At 64.9% G+C, this 21,001-nt stretch carries 18 protein-coding genes; 14 read left to right on the forward strand and 4 right to left on the reverse strand.

Translation table 11 applies throughout. The features are described from left to right. Positions 1–29 precede the first annotated feature (29 nt). The 3 genes from ehuD to ehuB form a co-directional block, all read right to left on the reverse strand. Positions 30–686, reverse strand: a complete 657-nt coding sequence (gene ehuD, locus ACGLHT_RS19170; protein WP_137162968.1) for an ectoine/hydroxyectoine ABC transporter permease subunit EhuD — start codon at positions 684–686, stop codon at positions 30–32. Next, complete coding sequence (gene ehuC, locus ACGLHT_RS19175) at positions 683–1,342, reverse strand: ectoine/hydroxyectoine ABC transporter permease subunit EhuC (RefSeq protein WP_025337663.1); 660 nt, start codon at positions 1,340–1,342, stop codon at positions 683–685. Before ehuC ends, ehuD begins: the two co-directional genes overlap by 4 nt. Before the next feature lie 62 nt (positions 1,343–1,404). Beyond that, a complete protein-coding gene (gene ehuB / locus ACGLHT_RS19180; protein WP_085665074.1) occupies positions 1,405–2,259 on the reverse strand; it encodes an ectoine/hydroxyectoine ABC transporter substrate-binding protein EhuB in 855 nt (284 codons plus the stop codon). 239 nt (positions 2,260–2,498) lie between these two features. Here ehuB and ACGLHT_RS19185 point away from each other — a divergent pair, with 239 nt between their 5' ends. The 14 genes from ACGLHT_RS19185 (at position 2,499) to ACGLHT_RS19250 (ending at position 19,044) form a co-directional block, all read left to right on the forward strand. Beyond that, positions 2,499–3,893 carry a PLP-dependent aminotransferase family protein gene (locus tag ACGLHT_RS19185; RefSeq protein ID WP_274119809.1) on the forward strand — a complete coding sequence of 465 codons (1,395 nt, stop codon included), beginning with the start codon at positions 2,499–2,501 and terminating at the stop codon, positions 3,891–3,893. A gap of 214 nt (positions 3,894–4,107) precedes the next feature. Further along, complete coding sequence (eutB, locus tag ACGLHT_RS19190) at positions 4,108–5,079, forward strand: hydroxyectoine utilization dehydratase EutB (protein ID WP_274119757.1); 972 nt, start codon at positions 4,108–4,110, stop codon at positions 5,077–5,079. A gap of 31 nt (positions 5,080–5,110) precedes the next feature. Then, the gene (gene eutC, locus ACGLHT_RS19195) at positions 5,111–6,103 is read left to right on the forward strand and encodes an ectoine utilization protein EutC (protein ID WP_274119756.1); all 993 of its coding nucleotides are present in this window, start codon (positions 5,111–5,113) and stop codon (positions 6,101–6,103) included. Positions 6,104–6,139: 36 nt separating this feature from the next. Next, complete coding sequence (gene doeA, locus ACGLHT_RS19200) at positions 6,140–7,330, forward strand: ectoine hydrolase DoeA (RefSeq protein ID WP_025337668.1); 1,191 nt, start codon at positions 6,140–6,142, stop codon at positions 7,328–7,330. Between the two features lie 3 nt (positions 7,331–7,333). After that, entirely contained in the window at positions 7,334–8,353 is a 1,020-nt protein-coding gene (doeB, locus tag ACGLHT_RS19205) for a N(2)-acetyl-L-2,4-diaminobutanoate deacetylase DoeB (RefSeq protein ID WP_025337669.1), read from the forward strand. A 36-nt stretch (positions 8,354–8,389) separates the two neighbouring features. Further along, positions 8,390–9,856 carry an NAD-dependent succinate-semialdehyde dehydrogenase gene (locus ACGLHT_RS19210; protein WP_274119755.1) on the forward strand — a complete coding sequence of 489 codons (1,467 nt, stop codon included), beginning with the start codon at positions 8,390–8,392 and terminating at the stop codon, positions 9,854–9,856. A gap of 12 nt (positions 9,857–9,868) precedes the next feature. Next, the gene (locus ACGLHT_RS19215) at positions 9,869–11,254 is read left to right on the forward strand and encodes an aspartate aminotransferase family protein (protein WP_075043744.1); all 1,386 of its coding nucleotides are present in this window, start codon (positions 9,869–9,871) and stop codon (positions 11,252–11,254) included. A gap of 124 nt (positions 11,255–11,378) precedes the next feature. Next, entirely contained in the window at positions 11,379–11,999 is a 621-nt protein-coding gene (gene ycaC, locus ACGLHT_RS19220) for an isochorismate family cysteine hydrolase YcaC (protein ID WP_010951959.1), read from the forward strand. A gap of 229 nt (positions 12,000–12,228) precedes the next feature. Continuing rightward, a complete protein-coding gene (gene ppk2, locus ACGLHT_RS19225; RefSeq protein WP_075043745.1) occupies positions 12,229–13,047 on the forward strand; it encodes a polyphosphate kinase 2 in 819 nt (272 codons plus the stop codon). A gap of 35 nt (positions 13,048–13,082) precedes the next feature. Then, a complete protein-coding gene (locus ACGLHT_RS19230) occupies positions 13,083–14,279 on the forward strand; it encodes a monovalent cation:proton antiporter-2 (CPA2) family protein (RefSeq protein WP_025337673.1) in 1,197 nt (398 codons plus the stop codon). A gap of 39 nt (positions 14,280–14,318) precedes the next feature. After that, positions 14,319–15,416 (forward strand): AI-2E family transporter, encoded by a 1,098-nt coding sequence (locus ACGLHT_RS19235; protein WP_025337674.1) that lies wholly within the window; start codon positions 14,319–14,321, stop codon positions 15,414–15,416. Between the two features lie 13 nt (positions 15,417–15,429). After that, positions 15,430–16,950 carry an efflux transporter outer membrane subunit gene (locus ACGLHT_RS19240; protein WP_137162975.1) on the forward strand — a complete coding sequence of 507 codons (1,521 nt, stop codon included), beginning with the start codon at positions 15,430–15,432 and terminating at the stop codon, positions 16,948–16,950. Next, positions 16,947–18,044: an HlyD family secretion protein gene (locus ACGLHT_RS19245; protein WP_137162976.1), complete on the forward strand. Its 1,098-nt coding sequence runs from the start codon at positions 16,947–16,949 to the stop codon at positions 18,042–18,044. The genes ACGLHT_RS19240 and ACGLHT_RS19245 overlap by 4 nt, the downstream gene beginning before the upstream one ends. Next, positions 18,034–19,044: a DUF2955 domain-containing protein gene (locus tag ACGLHT_RS19250; protein WP_274119754.1), complete on the forward strand. Its 1,011-nt coding sequence runs from the start codon at positions 18,034–18,036 to the stop codon at positions 19,042–19,044. The genes ACGLHT_RS19245 and ACGLHT_RS19250 overlap by 11 nt, the downstream gene beginning before the upstream one ends. A 119-nt stretch (positions 19,045–19,163) precedes the next feature. Here ACGLHT_RS19250 and ACGLHT_RS19255 read toward each other — a convergent pair whose 3' ends face one another. Further along, a complete protein-coding gene (locus tag ACGLHT_RS19255) occupies positions 19,164–20,876 on the reverse strand; it encodes a SulP family inorganic anion transporter (protein WP_274119753.1) in 1,713 nt (570 codons plus the stop codon). Positions 20,877–21,001 lie beyond the last annotated feature (125 nt).

A 21,001-nucleotide genomic window follows, 5' to 3' on the forward strand; every position in this document is an offset into this window, starting at 1 on the left:
AGTGGCGAAGTGGGTCACAGGGGCGATCATCAGCGGAGCTCCAGGCGCACTTCAAGGCGCCGAACGAGGTAGGCCAGAGCGACGCTCAAGGCCAGGAAGAACAGACCGACCAGGGTGATCGGCTCGAGGTAGCGGAAGCTTTCGGAGCCGATGTTCTTGGCCTGCTGCATGATTTCCACCACGGTGATGGCCGACAGCACCGGGGTGTCCTTGAGCATGGCGATCAGGTAGTTGCCCAACGGCGGCAGGATCGGCCGAATCGCCTGGGGCAGGATGACTGCCCGGTAGGCGGTCCACGGCGCGAAGTTGAGGGCGACCACCGCTTCCCATTGGCTGCGCGCTACCGAGTCGAGGCCGCCGCGGTAAACCTCGGCCAGGTAACAGGCGTAGTGCACGCCGATACCGATGATGCCGGCCTGCATGGCCGTCATGTTGACCCCGTAGTTGGGCAGCACGTAGTAGAGGAAATACACCTGGATCAGCAGCGGCGTACTGCGGATGAACTCGATCAGCAATGCCACCGGCCACGACAGCCAGGCCTGGCGGCTGCGTCGGGCGATGGCCAGAAACAGGCCCAGCACCACTGCGATCAGGAAGCCAACCAAGGTGATGCCCAGGGTTTTCAGCGACGCCTGCAGCAAGTCGGGCAGGATTTGCGCGACGTAGTTCCAGTCCCAGAAATTCATGACAGGCTCCCCCGCAGGCGACCGCGGCTCAGGCGCCGTTCGACCCGACGCATGAGGAAGTTGATGACCTGCGCCAGGACGAAGTAGAGCAGCAGGGTGAGGCTGAAGATTTCCAGGGTCTGGAAGGTCGCCTGGTCCAGCTGACGGGCGCGGAAGCTAAGGTCCGACAGGGTGATCAGCGACACCAGCGAGGTGTTCTTCAGCAGTTCGATCAGCAGGTTGGTGCCAGGTGCGATGGCCGCCAGCAATGCCTGCGGCAGGATGATCCGCCGGAAGCGGATGGTGGCGGGCATGTTCAGCGCGGTGCAGGCTTCGTACTGCCCCTTGGCCACCGAGCTGATCGCCCCGCGCATCACTTCGGCACCGTAGGCACCGATATGCAGCCCGAGGCCGACGATGGCCACGGTGTAGGCGCTGAGTTCGAGGTTGAACGGTGGCAGCGGCAATACGAAGAACAGCCAGAACAACTGCACCAGCAACGAGGTGCCGCGGAACAGCTCGATGTAGGCCACGCACAGCCAGCTCAATGGCCGCCATGACGAACGCCGGCCGAGGGCGGCGAGGATCGCGGCGACGATGGCCAGCAGCGAGCCGAAGAAGGTGACCTGGATGGTGATCCAGGCGCCTTGCAGTAACAACGGTATCAATTCACCCATGGTTCGACCTGAATAATCGGTTTACACAGGGAATGGCACGGCAAGCGCCATGCCACCTCGATTCACTGCTGGGCACAGAGCTCGGCGGCGGTCTTGTCAGTCACGTTGCTGCGGTCGAAGCCGAACGGCGCGACGGTCTTCAGATGCTCCTCGCTGCCCAGCCACTTCTTCATCTCGGCGTTGACCGCGTCGCGCAGGGCTTTGTCCTCGGGGCGGAAGGCCAGGGCACCGTAGCCGGTATGGGCCGGGTCATCGGTGAAGTCGCTGATTGCCTCGACCTTGTCGCCACCCTTTTTTGCCAGGCCCTTCATGGTCAGCTGGGTGCCCACGGCAGCATCGGCGCGGCCGGCGCGCACGGCCTGCAACTGGGCGGTGGTGTCCGGCACCTGAAGGATCTGCGCATCCGTGATGCCGGAGTCGCGGGCATAGGCGAGGTTGACCGTGCCGGCCATGATCGCCAGCTTCACGTCCGGGTTCCTGGCGATGTCGGCGTAGCTGTGCAGGTTCTTCGGATTGCCCTGTGCCACCAGCAGGGTGTCGGGCAGGGCGTACTGCGGGTCGGTGAAGATCACCTGCTTGCAGCGTGCCGGGGTGATGTACATGCCGGCGGCAATCACATCGAAGCGCCCGGCGCGCAAGCCCGGGATCAACGAACCCCACTCGGTGAGCACGCCATCGACCTGTTTGATGCCCATTTTCCCGAAGATGATCTTGGCGATTTCCGGTGACTCCCCGGTTACCCGGCCATCGGTCTCGGTGAAGGCGAACGGGGTTTCGTTGGCGTAGCCGATGCGGATGTGGCTGGTTTCCTTGATTTCGTCCAGGCTGGCGGCCTGGGCGCTGGCAAGCACACCGAAGGTGGCACAGGCCATCAGCAGGCGCTGGAAGGGGCGTGGAACGTTGAAAGGCTGGCTCATCAATGAAGCTCCTGTTTGTTATAAAAACCGTCGTCGACGGCTCTGTGTTAGGAGGCAGTGGAGCAAAACAGCGAAAGCAGGTCGGTCTTTTGTTCGAAGCTGCCGGGCAGCGGGAGTTCGACCTTGGGCCGAGCATACAAAAGCTGAAACGGCGATGGCATTGCACTAGGACAATTGCCCGAAGCACTTGTACGGGGGATGCTGTGACCCTGGCCCCGGCAAGTGAAGCGAACATCATGATGCACAGTTGGAAGGCAGCCCTGGACGCCGCCCGCATCGGCGAGTCCAAATACAAGATCCTGGTCCAGGCCGTCACCGGCGAGATCGAGCGCGGCGTATTGGTACATGACCAGCGCCTGCCACCGCAGCGGCAGGTAGCCGATGCCCTGGGCATCAGCGTGCAGACCGTGACCAATGCCTACAAGGAACTGGAGCGCCAAGGCCTGGTGCGTTGCGAGATCGGCCGTGGCAGTTTCGTCAGCCGGCGCATGAGCGACCGTGTGTCGGATGACATCATCGACCTGCCCGAGCGAACCCTGGTCGACTTCTCCATCACCCGCATCCTGCACACCCAGGTGCATGAGCGCATCTGGCGCGACACCTGCGCCGAGCTGGCTTTGGAGGAGGAGCAGCCGTGGATCCATGCCTACCGGCCCATCGCCGGTTTCGAGAGCCACCGCGAGGCGGCGGTGCGCTGGCTTGCCGGCCTGGGCATGCAGGTCGAGCGTGACGATGTGCTGGTCACCAACGGCGCCGCCCACGCCATCTTCCTGGCCCTGGCCTCGCTGGCCGGGCCGGATGATGTGGTGCTGTGCGAGGGGTTGACCGACCATGGCGTGATCGGCAATTCACAGGTGCTCGGTTTTACCCTCAAAGGCCTGGAGATGGACCGCGAGGGTATCAACCCGGAGCATTTCGAGGACATCTGCAGCAACGAGCGGGTGACCGCGCTGGTGTGCACACCCAACCTCAACAACCCGACCGTCAGCCTGATGCCCGACAGCCGCCGCCAGGAGATTGCCGAAATTGCCCGGCGCTTTGGTGTGCATATCATCGAAGATGACGTTTACGGGCCGCTACTGGGTGGCAGCCATGCCAGGCCACTCAGTTCCTATGCGCCGGAGCTGTCGTTCTACTGCACCAGCATGACCAAGTCGGTGCTTACCGGCCTGCGCGTGGGCTATCTGGCCATGCCCAAGCGCCTGGCGCTGCGCACCGAGAGCATCTTGCGGGTCAACAGCTGGATGGCCACGCCCTTGGTGGCGGAGATTGCATCGCGCTGGATCAACGACGGGCGCGCGGCGCAGCTGGTGGCGCTGCAGCGCACCTTGCTGGGCGAGCGTCAGGCGTTGTTGCGTGAATACCTGGGGGATTATGTGCGTGGTCAGCACGCCCATGCCCTGGGGGCGTGGCTGAACATTCCCGAGCGCTGGGAAGTGGACAGCCTGGTGCGTGCCTTGCGCCGCCTGCAGATTGCGGTGACGCCGCCGGAGCCGTTCCTGGTGCGCGGTACACCGCGGCCACGGGCCGTGCGCTTGTGCGTGGGCGCCGAGTGTTCCGAGGCAAAGTTGCGCCAGGCCTTTGGCGATATGCGGGAGTTGTTCGGGCAGTATCCGCAAATCCACGAGCTTTGAGCGGCCTGTACCGGCCTCTTCGCGGGTAAACCCGCTCCCACAGGTTCCGTGCGAGGTTCACGAAATGCGCGATTCCTGTGGGAGCGGGTTTACCCGCGAAGAGGCCGGTACAGGCTAAAACAAATTCCGACGCAAATTGCCCTAGTACATTCATCACGACAATTTTCGCCTCATACACTCCGCCCAACATCAGCTCACTTGTTGGGTCCCGGTCATGTCAGCGCTCTCGCTTCACGATCTCTACCTCGCCCGCCAGCGTATCCACGGCCTGGTGCGCAGCACGCCGCTGGAACTTTCCCCCAGCCTGTCACGGCACCTGGGCACGGCGGTCTACCTGAAGCTCGAAGCCCTGCAGACCACCGGCAGCTTCAAGCTGCGCGGCGCCAGCAATGCCATCGCCGCACTCAGCGCGGAACAACGCGCTTGCGGCGTGGTTACGGCCTCCACCGGTAATCACGGCCGGGCGGTGGCCCACGCTGCTGCACAACTGGGCGTGAAGGCAACCGTGTTTCTTTCGCAACTGGTGCCAGCCAACAAGGTCCAGGCCATCCGCGACCTGGGCGCCGAAGTGTGCATCGTCGGCCACTCCCAGGACGATGCCCAACAGGCCGCGCAAGAACATGCCGAGCAACAGGGTGCAACGCTTATTCCACCTTTCGATCACCCTCAGGTCATCGCCGGCCAGGGCACGCTGGGCCTGGAAATCATCGAGCAGTTGCCCGAGGTGGAGCAGGTGCTGATTCCGCTCTCCGGTGGTGGCCTGTTCGCGGGTGTGGCGTTGGCCATGAAAAGCATAAAGCCGGCGATCACCACCCATGGCATCAGCATGCAGCGCGGTGCGGCGATGTACGCCAGCCTGCAGGCCGGCAGGCCAGTCGAGGTAGAAGAGCTGCCGACACTCGCCGACTCGCTTGGTGGCGGCATCGGCCTGGGCAACCAGCACACCCTGAGCATGACCCAGCGTCTGCTCGACCAACTCCACCTGCTGCCGGAAGCGTCGATCGCCAATGGCATGCGCCACGCCTACCAGCACGAACGGTTGGTACTCGAAGGTGCCGGCGCAGTCGGCATCGCCGCGCTGCTCGACGGCCTGGTGACGGCCCGCGGCCCGGTCGTGGTGGTGGTCAGCGGGCGCAACGTCGACAGCGCACAGCATCAGCGCGTCATCAACGGCGGCGACGCCTGAAATTCACGTTTCCTTCACTGGAGGTATTCGAATGCCGGCCATCACCTTGCTCAGCGAAGCCGACCTGCGTAGCTGCATCACCCTCGACCGCAACGCGATCGATGCCATCGAGCAGGCCTTTGCCCTGCTTGCCACGGCCAAGGTGGCAATGCCGCCGATCCTGCGCCTGGATGTGCCCGAGCACAACGGCGAGGTGGACGTGAAAACCGCCTACCTGCCTGGGCTGGAGCGTTTCGCGATCAAGGTCAGCCCGGGCTTTTTCGACAACCCCAAGCTTGGCCTGCCCAGCCTCAACGGCATGATGATACTGCTGTCGGCCCGCACTGGCCTGCTCGATGCCTTGCTCCTCGACAACGGCTACCTCACCGCTGTGCGCACCGCTGCAGCCGGTGCGGTAGCTGCACGCTGGCTGTCGCGGCAGGACAGCCGCAGCGTGGCCTTGATCGGCAGTGGCGAACAGGCACGCCTGCAGCTGCAGGCACTGCGCCTGGTGCGGCCGATCGAGCAGGTCAAGGTGTGGGGGCGCGATGCGCAGAGAACCGCAGCGTTATGTGATGACCTGGGGCGTGATGGGCAACTGCAGGTACAGGCCTGCGACAGTGTCGACCAGGCCATGCAGGCGGTCGATATCGCCATCACTTGCACCCCCAGCCGCGAGCCGCTGATCCAGCCGCATCACCTGCAACCGGGGCTGCACATCACTGCCATGGGCTCGGATGCCGAGCACAAGAACGAGATCGCGCCCACGGCCCTGGCCCGGCTCGATCGTTATGTCGCCGACCGCCTGAGCCAGACCCGCGTGCTGGGCGAACTGCACCACGCCTTGCGCGCTGGCGCGGTCAGCGAACAGGCCGTTCATTCCGAGCTGGGCCAGATCATCGCCGGCCTGCACCCGGGCCGTGTGCAGGCCGAAGAGGTCACCCTGTGCGACCTGACCGGCACCGGGGCCCAGGACACCGCCATCGCCAACCTTGCCTTCGAACGCGCAATCGCCGCCCACAAAGGCCTGGCGTTTCACAGCTGACAGTTTTCACAACCCACTCACAAGAAGGGCATCCGTATGTCACAGACAGTGGTCAACCTGCCGTTCAGTCGGCAGGAGTACGCCCAGCGCCTGGCCAAGACCCGCGCGGCCATGCAGGCACAGGGCCTGGAGCTTTTGCTGGTTACCGATCCATCGAACATGGCCTGGCTTACCGGCTATGACGGCTGGTCGTTCTACGTGCACCAGTGCGTGCTGCTGGCGCTCGATGGCGAGCCGGTCTGGTTTGGCCGTGGCCAGGACGCCAATGGCGCAAGGCGCACGGTGTTCATGCAGCACGACAACATCGTCGGCTACCCGGATATCTATGTGCAGTCACGCGAGCGCCACCCGATGGACTACCTGTGCCAGGAGGTGATTCTGGCCAAGGGCTGGGGCGGCCTGAGCATCGGCGTGGAGATGGACAACTACTACTTCAGCGCGGCGGCCTACCAGGCGCTGTGCAAGCACCTGCCGCAGGCGCGTTTCAGCGATGCCGCCGGGCTGGTCAACTGGCAGCGGGCGGTCAAGTCGCCGCAGGAAATCGAATACATGCGTATCGCCGCGCGCATCGTCGAACAGATGCACGGGTGCATCCTCGAACGCATCGAGCCCGGCATGCGCAAGAACGAGCTGGTAGCCGAGATCTACCGCAGCGGCATCCTCGGTGTCGATGGCCATGGCGGCGACTACCCGGCCATCGTGCCGTTGTTGCCGACTGGCGCTGATGCCAGCGCGCCGCACCTTACCTGGGACGATTCACCGTTCACCCGCGGCGCCGGCACGTTCTTCGAGATTGCCGGCTGCTACAAGCGCTACCACTGCCCGCTGTCGCGCACCGTGTACCTGGGCAAGCCGCCGCAACACTTTCTCGATGGCGAAAAGGCGGTGGTCGAAGGTATCGCGGCCGGCCTCGATGCCGCGCGGCCAGGCAACACCACCGGTGACATCGCCAGGGCGTTCTTCCGTGTGCTGGAGAAGTTCGGCATCCACAAGGACAGCCGCTGTGGTTACCCGATCGGTATCAGCTACCCGCCAGATTGGGGCGAGCGCACCATGAGCCTGCGCCCGAGCGACACCAGCGTGCTGCAACCGGGCATGACCTTCCACTTCATGCCGGGGCTGTGGATGGATGACTGGGGCCTGGAGATCACCGAAAGCATCCTTATCACCGAGACCGGGGTCGAGACCCTGTGCAACGTGCCGCGCCAGCTGTTCGTGAAGGACTGACCCATGAATGCAATCGCACAGGCCGCCGCCACGGTGGCCAACCCCATCACCTGTACCTTGGATTTCGAGCAGGACGGCGTGCAGCACGGCTTCCTCAAGCTGCCGTACTCGCGTGACGACTCGGCCTGGGGGGCGGTGATGATTCCGCTGACGGTGGTCAGGAACGGCAATGGCCCGACAGCCTTGCTCACGGGTGGCAATCACGGTGACGAATACGAAGGCCCGGTGGCGCTGAGCAAGCTGGCCCAGCAGCTGCAGGCCGGGCAGGTAAGCGGGCGGGTGATCATCGTGCCGTTCATGAACACACCGGCGTTCCAGGCGGGCACCCGCACCTCGCCGATCGACCGGGGCAACCTCAACCGCAGCTTCCCTGGCCGGCCTGATGGCAGCGTGACGGAAAAGATCGCCGACTATTTCCGCCGCACCTTGCTGCCGTTGGCCGATATCGTCCTGGATATCCACTCCGGTGGTCGCACCCTCGATTTCCTGCCGTTTGCTGCATGCCATGTGCTGCCCGACAAGGCCCAGCAGGCCCGTTGTGAAGCTGGCATGCAAGCCTTCGCCGCGCCCTACAGCATGCGCATGCTCGAACTGGATGCGCAGGCGATGTACGACACCGCGGCAGAAGAGCAGGGCAAGGTGTTCATCACCACCGAACTGGGCGGTGGTGGCACCTCCACGGCGAAAAGCGTGGCCCTGGCGGAGCGCGGCGTGCGCAATGTGCTGATTCACGCCGGCATCCTCGCCGGCGAAGTGGAGCAGGGCGAGACAACCCTGCTGGACATGCCCGATGGCGATTGCTTCATCGCCAGCGAGCACGACGGCTTGCTGGAGATGTGCCGCGACCTGGGTGAAACGGTCAGCCAGGGCGAAGTGATCGCCCGTATCCATGACATCCGCCGCACCGGCAGCGCCCCGGTCGAGTACCGCGCCCGACGCAATGGCTTGCTCGCAGCCCGGCACTTTCCCGGCCTGGTGCAGTGCGGCGACACCCTGGCGGTGATCGCCGACGTACTGGCCTGAACCTGGCGCCACGACAACGAGGTATGGAGAACAGTCATGTCACACCACTACCCATTCAACAGCCTGTGCCACGTCGATGGCCAATGGCTGCACAGCCACAGTGGCAACAGCGTCGCCGTGCATGACCCGGCCAACCGCCAGGTCATCGGCCATGTGCCGCTGCTGGACCATGAGCAGATCGTCGCCGCGGTGGATGCCGCCCAGCGGGCTTTCCCGGCCTGGCGTCAGCAGAGCCTGAACAGCCGCGCTGCGCTGTTGCGGCGCTGGGCCGAATTGATGCTCGAGCACCAGGAGGCTCTGGCGCGCATTCTCAGCGAGGAACAGGGCAAGCCGCTGGCCGAAGCACGCGGTGAAATCGCCTATGCGGCAAGCTTCATTCCCTGGTTTGCCGAGGAGGCCCGGCGCCTCAACGGGCAGACCATCCCCAGCCATATTCCGGGTGCCCAGCTGAGTACGCTGAAGGAGCCCGTCGGGGTCTGCGCGCTGCTCACCCCGTGGAACTTCCCCAGCGCCATGATCACCCGCAAGGCGGCTGCGGCGTTGGCGGCCGGCTGCACGGTGGTGGTCAAACCAGCCCACGAAACACCGTTCTCGGCGCTGGCCCTGGCCCAGCTGGCAGAGGACGCCGGCCTCCCACCGGGGGTGTTCAACGTGGTGATCGGCGAGCCGCAGATGGCCATGGAAACCCTGGTGCGCGACAGCCGCGTGCGGACGGTCAGCTTCACCGGCTCGACCCGGGTCGGCAAGCTGGTGCTGCAAGCCGCGGCTCAGGATGTGAAGAAAGTGGCGCTGGAACTGGGCGGCAACGCGCCATTCATCGTCTGCGCCGATGCCGACCTGGAGCTGGCCGTGCGGGTGGCCGTGGCCGCCAAGTTCCAGACGTCTGGCCAGGACTGCTGCGCGGCCAACCGGATCATGGTGCAGCGGCCGTTGTACGAAGCATTCCTGGCGCGCTTCGCCGAAGCGGTGCGGGCGCTGAAGGTTGGCCCGGCGATGGTCGATGGCGAGGAGACGGCCGCAGAGGTCGGCCCGCTGATGCACCAGGCCGCGTTCGATGCCACCCAGGCCCGGGTCGAGGACGCCCTGCAGCGTGGCGCCCGGCGCCTGGTCGGTGGCGAGGGCCATGCGCTGGGTGGCTGGTTCTTCCAGCCGACGGTGCTCGCCGATGTCACGCCGGCGATGCGCATCTACCAGGAAGAAAACTTTGCGCCGATTGCCGGGGTCATGCCGTTCGACACGCTGGAGCAGGCCATCACCCTGGCCAATGACACCGAGTACGGCCTGGCTGCCTACATCGTCGGCAACCGCCTCGATGTCGTGCACCCGCTGGTGCGCCGGCTCGACCACGCGATGGTGGCGATCAACGGCGTCAAGTTCACCGGCCACCCCATCCCGTTTGGCGGCATGAAGGCTTCGGGCCTTGGCCGCGAAGGCGGCAGCGAGGGCTTCGAACCCTTCGTCGAAACCAAATACGTTTGCTTGCACCACCACGGTCAGTTCTAAGGAGTGTTTGCCATGAGCCAAGATTTCAGCCAGCTGTTCGAACAGGACCGCGCCCACTTCATGCACCCCTCGACCCACGCCCATGACCACGCCAGCGGCGCGCTCAAGGGCCGGATCATCACCGGTGCCGAGGGCATCCGCCTGCGTGACCATGAAGGCCGCGAACTGATCGATGCCTTCGCCGGCCTGTACTGCGTGAACATCGGTTACGGGCGTACCGAGGTCGCTGACGCCATCCATCGCCAGGCCAAGGAGCTGGCGTATTACCACACCTACGTCGGCCACTCGACCGAAGCGATCATCGAGCTTTCCAGCCGCATCATCGATTGGGCGCCGGCCGGGATGAAAAAGGTCTATTACGGCCTGTCGGGGTCCGATGCCAACGAGACCCAGGTCAAGCTGGTGCGCTACTACAACAACATCCTCGGTCGCCCACTCAAGAAGAAGATCATCTCTCGCGACCGCGGCTATCACGGCTCGGGCATCATGACCGGCAGCCTTACCGGCCTGCCCAGCTTCCACCAGCATTTCGACCTGCCGGTGGAAGGCGTCAAGCATACGGTCTGCCCGCACTGGTACCGCAAGGCACCGGCCGGCATGGATGAGCAGGCCTTCGTGCGCTATTGCGCCGACGAGCTGGAGCAACTGATCCTGGCCGAAGGGCCCGACACCGTCGCCGCGTTCATTGGCGAGCCGCTGATGGGCACCGGTGGCATCATCGTGCCGCCGAAGGGCTACTGGAAGGCGATCCAGGCTGTGCTCGATCGCTACGACGTGCTGTTGATCGCCGACGAAGTGGTGTGCGCCTTCGGCCGCCTGGGCTCGAAGATGGGCAGCCAGCGCTACGACATCCGCCCGGACCTGATCACCACGGCCAAGGGCCTGACCAGCGCCTATGCGCCTCTGTCGGCAGTGATCGTTGGTGAGAAAGTGTGGAACGTGATCGAAGAAGGCTCGCAGAAGGCCGGCCCGATGGGCCACGGCTGGACCTACTCCGGGCACCCGATCTGCGCGGCGGCGGCGCTGGCCAACCTGGATATTCTCGAGCGCGAGAACCTGACCGAGAATGCCGAAGTGGTGGGGGCATACCTGAACCGGCGCATGCGCGAAACCTTCGAAGGCCACCCGCTGGTAGGTGAAGTACGGGGTGACGGCATGCTTTGCGCGGTCGAATTCATGGCCGATCGCGAGGCGCGCACGGCGTTCGACCCGGCGTTGAAAGTCGGGCCACAGGTGTCGGCAGCGTGCCTTGAGCGCGGGATGATCGCCCGGGCCATGCCGCATGGTGACATTCTCGGTTTTGCGCCGCCGTTGGTGCTGAACCAGGAGGATGCCGAAAAGATCGTCGCCATCACCAGGGCGGCGGTCGATGAGGTGGCTGGCAAGGTGCTCGGCTGAGCATTGCAGGGGCCGCCATGCGGCCCCATCGCCGGCCTCGGCAGGCGAACCGACTGACGGTCCCACCCATCCCGCATCCTTGCCTACGCTGATAGTCCAACCCGCTGAAGCAAGGAGAACCGTCATGGCCTTCCAATACAAGCGTCTGGACAAGAACAACGCCGCCGTGCTGCTGGTCGACCACCAGACTGGCCTGCTCTCGCTGGTAAGGGACATCGACCCCGACCGCTTCAAGAACAACGTCCTGGCTCTGTCGGACTTGGCCAAGTACTTCAAGCTGCCGACCATTCTCACCACCAGTTTCGAGACCGGCCCCAACGGCCCGCTGGTGCCCGAACTGAAAGAACAGTTCCCCGACGCCCCGTACATCGCCCGGCCTGGTAACATCAACGCCTGGGACAACGAGGACTTCGTCAAGGCCGTCAAGGCCACCGGCAAGAAGCAGTTGCTGATTGCCGGAGTGGTGACCGAAGTGTGCGTGGCCTTCCCGGCACTGTCGGCGCTGGAGGAGGGCTTCGAGGTATTTGTCGTCACCGATGCCTCCGGCACCTTCAACGAACTGACCCGTGACTCGGCCTGGCGGCGCATGGAGGCCGCCGGGGCGCAACTGATGACCTGGTTCGGCGTGGCCTGCGAGCTGCACCGTGACTGGCGCAACGACATCGAAGGGCTGGGCACGCTGTTCTCCAACCATATTCCGGATTACCGCAACCTGATGACCAGCTACAACAAACTGGCCAAGTAATCCGGCCTCGAAGGCACCCCCGTACCTTGTGGGAGCGGGTTCACCCGCGAATGCGTCGGTAGCTTCAATGACGCATTCGCGGTAAACCCGCTCCCACACCCTCCCTGGAACACTCACCAGCACTCGCAGAATCAATGAGATAGAAGCAAGCCTGCGAAATCCACAAGCGAAGCGGCAAACTGCCATGGATCGACCATACTGACTCTTCATTCGCCCTCAGGAGAGTGCCATGTCGAAGTCGTCCAGGAAAAAAGACCTCAAGGACCAGCCGGAGAAACTGGGCGGCAAGGCGTACGAGAAGGCACTCAAGCAGCTGCATGTGGAACTGGTGAAGCTGCAGGAATGGGTGGTGGCCAAGGGCCTGAAGGTGTGCATTGTCTTCGAGGGCCGCGATGGCGCCGGCAAGGGCGGTACCATCAAGGCCATTACCGAGCGCGTCAGCCCGCGAGTATTTCGCGTGGTGGCGCTGCCGGCACCGACCGAGCGGGAAAAGACCCAGATGTATGTGCAACGCTACCTGGGCCACCTGCCTGCCGCGGGCGAGGTAGTGATCTTCGACCGCAGCTGGTACAACCGCGCCGGTGTCGAGCGGGTGATGGGCTTTTGCAGCGAAGAACAGAGCAGCAAGTTTCTCACCGTGGTGCCGCTGTTCGAAAAGATGATGGTCGAGTCGGGGATCATCCTCATCAAGTACTGGCTGGAGGTCAGCGCCGAAGAGCAGACCCGCCGCCTGCAGGACCGCATCAATGATGGCCGCAAGCTGTGGAAGCTGTCACCGATGGACCTCAAGTCGTACACCCGCTGGGATGAATACACCCGGGCCCGCGACGACATGTTCGCCGCCTCCGACTCGTCCTGGGCACCGTGGTTCATGGCCCATTCCAACGACAAGCGCCGTGCCCGGCTGAACATCATCAGCCATCTGCTGACGCGCATCCCCTACAAGGACATTACCCGCGACGGGCTGGTGAAGTTGCCCAAGCGCGGCAAGATCGGCAAATACAAGGCCGTCAACTACCCGTTCAAAGTCGTCGAAGAGCGTTTCTGATCTCTCCCCACGGGGAGCAGCGAGGGTGCGAGCCTATGCCACATGATGGCAGCCTGTTGCAGGCGACGGTGGTGTTCCTGCTGGCCGTGGTGCTTCTGGTACCGCTGGCGCAGCGTTTGAAAATGGGGGCGGTGCCCGGCTATCTGCTGGCGGGCATCCTGATAGGGCCATCGGTGTTTGGCTTGCTGAACAACCCGGATAACGTGGCACGCCTGTCGGAGATGGGTGTGGTGATGCTGCTATTCGTCATCGGCCTGGAGCTGTCGCCGCGGCGTTTGTGGAGCATGCGCCGGGCGCTGTTTGGTGTCGGCTCGCTACAAGTGGGCCTGAGTGCTGTAGTGCTTGGCCTGCTGGCGTACTGGCTGTTCGGCCAGTCGAAGCCGGCTGCCATCGTGCTGGGCCTGGGCCTTGCGCTGTCGTCCACCGCGTTTGGCCTGCAGGTACTGGCCGAGCGCAAGGACCTGGGCAAGCCGCACGGCCGCCTGGCCGTGGCGATCCTGCTGTTCCAGGACATTGCCGCGATCCCGCTGATTGCCGTGGTGCCGCTGCTCGGTGGTGATGTCAGCACCGCCGACGAAGGTGCCTGGCCGGTGCTGGCGGTGGTGGTTGGCATAGGTGTGCTGATCATCTTTGGCCGCTACCTGTTGACCCCTGTCTTCAAATGGACAGTCGGTTCGGGCCTGCCCGAGCTGTCGACCGCTACCGCCTTGCTGGTGGTGCTGGGCACCGCCTGGGTGATGGAGCACGTGGGCGTGTCGATGGCGCTCGGGGCATTTCTGGCGGGCGTGTTGATGGCCGAGTCGCCTTTCCGCCACGAACTGGAAACCCAGATCGAGCCCATCAAGGGTTTGCTGCTGGGGCTGTTCTTCGTTGGCGTGGGGATGAGCGCCGACCTGCGCTTGCTGTTCGGCATGCCGTTAATGGTGCTGGGGCTGACCCTGCTGCTGGTGGTCATCAAGTTGCCGCTGCTGTATGGCTTGGGCCGCACGGCGGGTGGGCTGAACCAGGCCCAGGCGCTGTGCCTGGGCGTGGTGCTGGCCTCTGGCGGCGAGTTTGCCTTCGTGGTGTTCAAGCTGGCGCTGGACCATCAGGTGCTGGCGCAGCAGGTGCATGACCTGCTGGTGCTGGCCATCACCTTGTCGATGGCGGTAGTGCCGTTGGTAATGATGGCCCTGGCGCGCCAGTTGCGTGACGACAGCCCGTCACAAGCAACCCCTGAAGCGGGCCACTGAATCGCGCCACACGGCGCACCTGGAGTTCGGAGGTGATGCATGCAACCGGGTATCAAGCTGGACAGCCGCCTGTCGCGGGGCTTGCTCGATGTGCTCATCAAGGCCGGCCTGGTGGCTGCGCTGGTGATATTCGCCTTCCAGACGTTCCAGCCGTTCCTGGAGCTGATGCTGTGGTCGGTGATCCTGGCGGTGACCTTGTACCCGCTGTATTGCCGCATCCAGCGCCGCACCGGGCTCAAGGACGGGCTTTCGGCGACGCTGGTCGTTCTGCTGGTACTGGTCGTGCTGCTGGTGCCGATCTACCTGGTGGTGATGTCCATCGGCGAATCGGTGGACAGCCTGGTGACGCTGCTGAAAAGCGGGGCCTGGAGCGTGCCGGCACCTCCCGATTCGGTGGCGGCCTGGCCGCTGATCGGGCCGAAGGTGCATGCCCTGTGGCTGGCAGCCTCGGAAAACATGGCCGGTGTGCTGAACCAGTGGATGCCCCAGCTCAAGGATGCCGGGCGCACGGTGCTGGGGGCTGCAGCCAGCGCAGGCGGCGCGTTCCTGTTGTTCATCGCGGCGATCATCGTCTCGGGCATCATCATGGCGTTCGGTGACCGCGGCGAAATCGCGGCGCAGCGTATAGCCATGCGGGTGTCGGGCGAGGAGCGCGGCAAGCCACTGGCCAAGCTGTGCACCGCCACCATTCGCGCGGTGGCCCAGGGCGTGATCGGCATTGCCTTCATCCAGATGCTGCTGATCGGTGTCGGCTTCGTCATCAAAGGGGTACCGGGGGCCGGGATGCTGGCCATCGTCATCCTCATGCTGGGGATTGCCCAGGCACCGGCCACGTTGATCACGGTGCCGGTGATCATCTACATCTTCAACGTCGAAGGCTTTACCGTGGCGACCATCATCTTCGCCATCTACAGCTTCGTCGCCGGGCTTGCCGACAACGTGCTCAAGCCGCTGCTGCTGGGGCGCGGGGTGGACGTGCCGATGCCGGTGGTGCTGATCGGGGCACTGGGCGGCATGGTGGTCAAAGGCATCATCGGCCTGTTCATCGGCCCGGTGATCCTGGGCGTCACTTATGTACTGTTCTGGCAGTGGGTGGCGCTGCAGGTGCCGGAAAACCCCGTCGAGCCGTCGGCGTGAGCCAAGGCCTGCCATGCCCGGACGCCTCTGTGGTTGTGCACTGAGCCTGGCTGCCACGTTGGTGGGCTGTACCCAGGTCGGCCCGGATTTCCAGCCGCCGCAGGACCCATGGCTGAGCACCTGGAACACCCCGCTGCTGGAGCAGGCCGGGCAGCAGGTCGCGGCGCCCGACCTGCGCCAGTGGTGGGCCGTGTTCGCCGACCCGGCCCTGGACGCCTTGATCGCCGAGGCCGATGCCAACAACAGCAACCTGCGCGTGACCGGCTTGCGCATTGCCGAAGCCCGCGCCCAGTTGGCCATCGTGCAGACCGGGCGTTATCCACAGCTGCAGCAGCTGCGCGCCCAGAGCCTGTACCTCAAGCAGGACCAGTCCGGCACCGCCACCGCTCGTGATTCGGTATTCTGGCAATCCAGCGTGGGCTTCGACATCGGCTGGGAAATCGACTTCTGGGGGCGCTTCAGCCGCGCCATCGAAAGCGCCGACGCCGTCTACTTCGCCTCCCAGGCCAATTACGCCGATGCCATGTTGCTGTTGCGTGCGCAGGTGGCCGACACCTACTTTGCCCTGCGCACCACCGAGGCGCGGCTGGATATCGCCGAAGAAAACGCCCGCCGCCAGGCGCGCAGCCTGGAGATAACCGAGCGGCTGTTCCGTCATGGCGAAAACGACGAACTCGACTGGCAACAGGCGCGCACCCAGTACCTGGCTACCCAGGCCACCATCCCCGAGTTTCAGAACCAGCTCAATGCCCTGCGCAACGTGCTGTGCTCGCTGCTGGGTCGGCCGCCCGGGCCGCTGCCACAACTGGATGCCGGCCACGGCCAGTTGCCGTTGCCGGACCGTGCCGTGCTGCAGGGCGTGCCCGCCAGCCTGCTGCAGCGCCGCCCGGACATCCGCGCCGCCGAGCAGGCGGTGGCGGCGCAGTCGGCACTGGTCGGGGTGGCCGAGGCCGACCTTTATCCACAACTGAGCCTGCTGGGCAGCGTCGGCTGGAGCTTCGTCACGGCCAATCACCTGCCCGATACCTTCGACATCGCCGCCGGGCCCAGCCTGATCTGGAACCCGTTCGACTACGGCCGGCGCAAGAACGCCGTGCGCGTGGAAGATGCCCGCTTGCAGCAGCTGATCGAGCTGTATCACCAAGGTGTGCGCGAAGCCGCCCGCGAGGCCGACGATGCCGCCAGCGGGCTGGTGCGCTCGCTGCAGAGCGCAAGCATCCGCGACCAGGCCTCGCAGGCCGCGCAGCGCTCGCTGAGCCTGGCCAGCTCGCAGTACCGCGAAGGCTTTGCCGACTTCCAGCGGGTGCTCGACGCCCAGCAACTGCTGCTGCAGCAACAGGACGGCTACCTGGTCAGCCGCGGTAATGCCGTCAGCAGCCTGGTGACGTTGTACAAGGCCCTTGGCGGCGGCTGGGACGCCAGCCGCGCACCGATCGACCCGGCCACCCGCCAGCAGATGCAGCAACGCACAGATTGGGGCGAACTGCTCGATGAGCCGGGCCCCAGCGCACATGCACAAGGTGAAACGAAATGAGCGACGCTACGCCGACGCCACCCCCGCCAGCCCCCGATCGCGGCATGCGCTGGGTGCTGCTGCTGATTGCCGTGAGCCTGCTGTGGTACCTGCTGGCCGACCGTTTCACGCCCTATACCCAGCAGGCCCGCCTGCAGGCGTACGTGGTGCCGGTGAGTGCCGAGGTGGCCGGGCAGGTGAAGCGTGTGGCGGTGGGCAACAACCAGGAAGTACGCAAGGGCGATGTACTGTTCGAACTGGACCAGGAGCAGTACCGCATCGCCCTGGCCCGCGCCGAAGCCGACCTGGACGCGGTACGCCGGCAGATCGGTGCCCACACCGCTGGCATCGACTCGGCCCAGGCGGCGCTGGTGGCGGCCCAGGCCAACGAGCGCAAGGCGCGGCAGGACGCCGAGCGGCTCAAGCGCCTGATCGATGAAGACCCGGGCACGGTGTCGGTGCGCCGTCTGGAGGGTGCCCAGGCCAACCGCGACCAGGCCATCAGCCAGGTCGCGGCAGCCCGTGCCGAAGTGGAGCGGGCCCGTGAGCAGCAGGGCGGGGCGCAGGACGACAACGCCCAACTGCGCAGCGCGGCGGCCAATGTGGAAAAAGCCCGGCTGGACCTGGCGCGCACCGTGGTACGCGCCGATGCAAACGGGCTGATCACCGACCTGCGCACCGACGTTGGCCACTATGTCGGCGCCGGCAGCCCGATGATGACCCTGATCGCCATCCATGACGTGTGGATAAGTGCCGACATGACCGAGAACAACCTCGGTCGGCTGCGCCCAGAAACCCCGGTGCTGGTAGTGCTCGATGCGCTGCCTGGCACAGTGTTGAAGGGGCGCATTCGCAGCATCGGCTACGGCGTGAGCGTGGGCCAGAGCAACCCGCCGGGCACGTTGCCGACCGTGCAGAACAGCCGCGAGTGGCTGCGCTCTGCGCAGCGCTTCCCGGTGATCGTCGAACTGGAGCGTGACCAGTTGCAGGACAAGAGCGGTTTGCGGGTCGGCGGCCAGGCCGAAGTCATGGCCCTGCCAACCGAGGGCAACCCTTTGAACCTGCTGGGCCGGCTGTTCATGTGGCTGATGAGCTGGCTGTCGTATGCCTATTGAGCTGCGCCGCCTGCGCGCCCTGCGCCTGGCCTGGGGCGTGGCGCTGTGCCTGGCGGTGAGTTTCGGCGTCGGCTTGCCGGTGCCGATCCTGGCGCCGGTGTTCGCGGTGTTGTTGCTGGCCATGCGCAGCCAGCCCTTGCCCCTGCGTGCGGCCCCGGCCCTGGCGGTGCTGGTGCTGCTTGCCTGCGGTAGCGGGCTGCTGCTGATTCCGCTGCTGCGCCATGCCCCGGTGAGTGGGGTGTTGCTGGTGGGGGTGGGGGTTTTCCTGACCTTGCGTTACGCGCTGAAAGGCGGCAACGGCCTGCTGGCCAATTTGCTGGTGATCGGCCTGACCATGATCGCTGCCGCCGGCACCAGCGACTTCAGCCTGGCGCTGTCGGTGGTCGAAGCGCTGGCCAAAGGCATGCTGCTGGCGGTGCTGGGCGCCGCGGCAGCGCATGTGCTGTTTCCAGAGCCGGCCGATGCGCCGGCGCAACCGGCACCGCCTCTGCTCGACAGTGACCAGGTGAGCTGGGTCGCCTTGCGTGCCACGCTGATCGTCATGCCGGCCTTCTTGCTGGCGCTGATCGCACCGGACCAGTACATGCCGCTGATCATGAAGGCAGTGAGCCTGGGGCAGCAGGCCGGCGAGACCCGCGCACGGCATGCCAGCCGCGAGCTTATCGGCTCGACCTTGCTTGCCGGGTTGCTGGCGATACTGATGTGGGGCGCGTTGAGCCTGTTCGTGCACCTGTGGATGTTTTTCCTGTGGGTGCTGCTGTTCGTCCTTTGGCAGGGGCGCAGGCTTTACCGTGCGGTGGATACCAGGCAAAGCCCGGCGTACTGGGTGAGTTGCCTGACGACCATGTTGATCTTGCTGGGGCAGTCGGTGCAGGACAGCGCGGGCGGGCAGGATGTGTACCGCGCCTTTGCCGTGCGCATGGCGCTGTTTCTGGCGGTGTCGGTGTATGCCAGTGCCATGCTCATATGGATTGATCGTCGGCGGGTTCGGACTGCTTAGTTCTTCTGTACTGGCCTCTTCGCGGGCACGCCCGCTCCCACAGGTACAGAGACAACCTTGAGGTTTGTGCGGTCCCTGTGGGAGCGGGCATGCCCGCGAAGAGGCCAGCCCAGGAAAACCTAGGGTTTCCAGTCAACCCCACTGTCTTCCAGGTAGGCATCCACCGCGGCCCCAACAGTGGGATGAAACGCCGACTCCCCCATATGCTCGAACAACTCGAACTGCCGCATCTTGTCCTTTACCGGGTCCTTCATCTCGGCAAACTGCAACTCCACCCCCCGCGCCTCCAGCGCCCGGTCCAACTCGGCCAGCATGTCCGCCGAGGTGATATCGATGCTGGTCACCGGCTCTGCCGCAATCACCAGCCGTTGAACCGGGGTAGGCGATGCATCCACCGCCGCCATCACCGTGCTCTGGAACTGCTCGGCATTGGCAAAGAACAGCGGCGCATCCCAACGCAGCAGCACCAGCCCCGGAATGCGTCGGGCCTGTGGATAACGCTGCACATCATGGTAACCGCGGGTGCCATCCACCCGTCCCAGCACCGCATGATGCGGCCGCCAGCCGTCCCACAGGAACTCGATCACCGATATCGCCACGGCAATGCAGATGCCAGGAATGGCCCCGAATACCGCTACGCCGACGAAGCAGGTGAACGACAGCCAGAACTCCCATTGCTGCATGCGGAAGATGCGCTTGAGGTCGGCAAACTCGAACAGGCCTAACGCTGCGGCAATCACCACCGCCGCCAGGGCGCTGTTGGGCAGGTGTTGCATCAGGTTGGGCGCCACCAGCAGCAACAGCGTCACCGCCAGCGCGCCGATGATGCCGGTGAGCTGGGTCTGCGAGCCGGCCGCTTCGGCCACGGGGGTGCGTGACGAGCTGCTGCTGATAGGGATGCCCTGGAACAGCCCCGAGGCCAGGTTGGCCACGCCCAGGCCGAACATTTCCTGGTTGGGGTTGACCGGGGTCTTCATGCGCGCGGCATAGGAACGTGACAGCACGCTGGTATCGGCGAACGACACCAGTGCCACCGCGATGCCGCCGAGCAGTACCTCCACCAGGTCGATATCGCTGACCCAGGGGAACACGAAGCTGGGCAGCCCCTGGGGCAGTTCGCCGAGCACTTTCACACCTTGCTGGTCGAGCCCCAGCAGGCTCACCGCCAGCGTGGCCAGCACCACGGCAATGAGAATGCCCGGCAAGCGCTTGAACGGCTTGAGCAGCAGGATCAGCGCCAGGCTACCGCCACCGACCACGAAGCTTGGCCAATGGCCTTCGCCGGCGAGCAAGGCCTGGATCAGGTTCCAGGTATCCCGCAGCGGGCCCTGGCTGTCGACCGACAGGCCGAACAGTTTGGGCAACTGGCTGATCAGCACCGTGAGGGCAATGCCATTCATGTAGCCATAGCGGATCGGCTTGGACAGCAACTCTGTGATGAAGCCCAGGCGCAGCAGACCGGCGATCACGCAGAACGCCCCGGCCACCAGGGCCATCATGCTGGCGATGGCGATTGCCCGTTGCGGGTCGCTGGCGGCGTACTGCACCACCACCGCCAGAATCGGCGCGGCCAGTGCCGAGTCCGGGCCCAGCACCAGGATGCGGCTGGGGCCGAACAGGGCATAGGCCAGCAGCGGGATGATGGTGGCGTACAGCCCGTAGATGCCGGGTACGCCAGACGCTTCGGCGTAGGCGATGCCCACCGGCACCAGCATGGTGGTGAGCACCAGGCCGGCGGCGATGTCTTTGGGCAGCCAGGCGGGTTGGTAGTGGAGCAGGGTGACCAGGCCGGGTAACCAGCGTTGCCAGTCGAGGCGGGGTTTTTCAGGCATGGGGCGTGCGTCCGGGGGAGGGTGCTGAATCACAGCTTAGATGCTGAATTCCGGGGCCGCTCTGCGGCCCTTTCGCTTTGATGCGAGGTCCAGAAAATACGCGGTACCTGTGGGAGCGGGCATGC

It is taken from the genome of Pseudomonas sp. PsB, assembly GCF_043658375.1.
Lineage (GTDB): Bacteria > Pseudomonadota > Gammaproteobacteria > Pseudomonadales > Pseudomonadaceae > Aquipseudomonas > Aquipseudomonas putida_Z.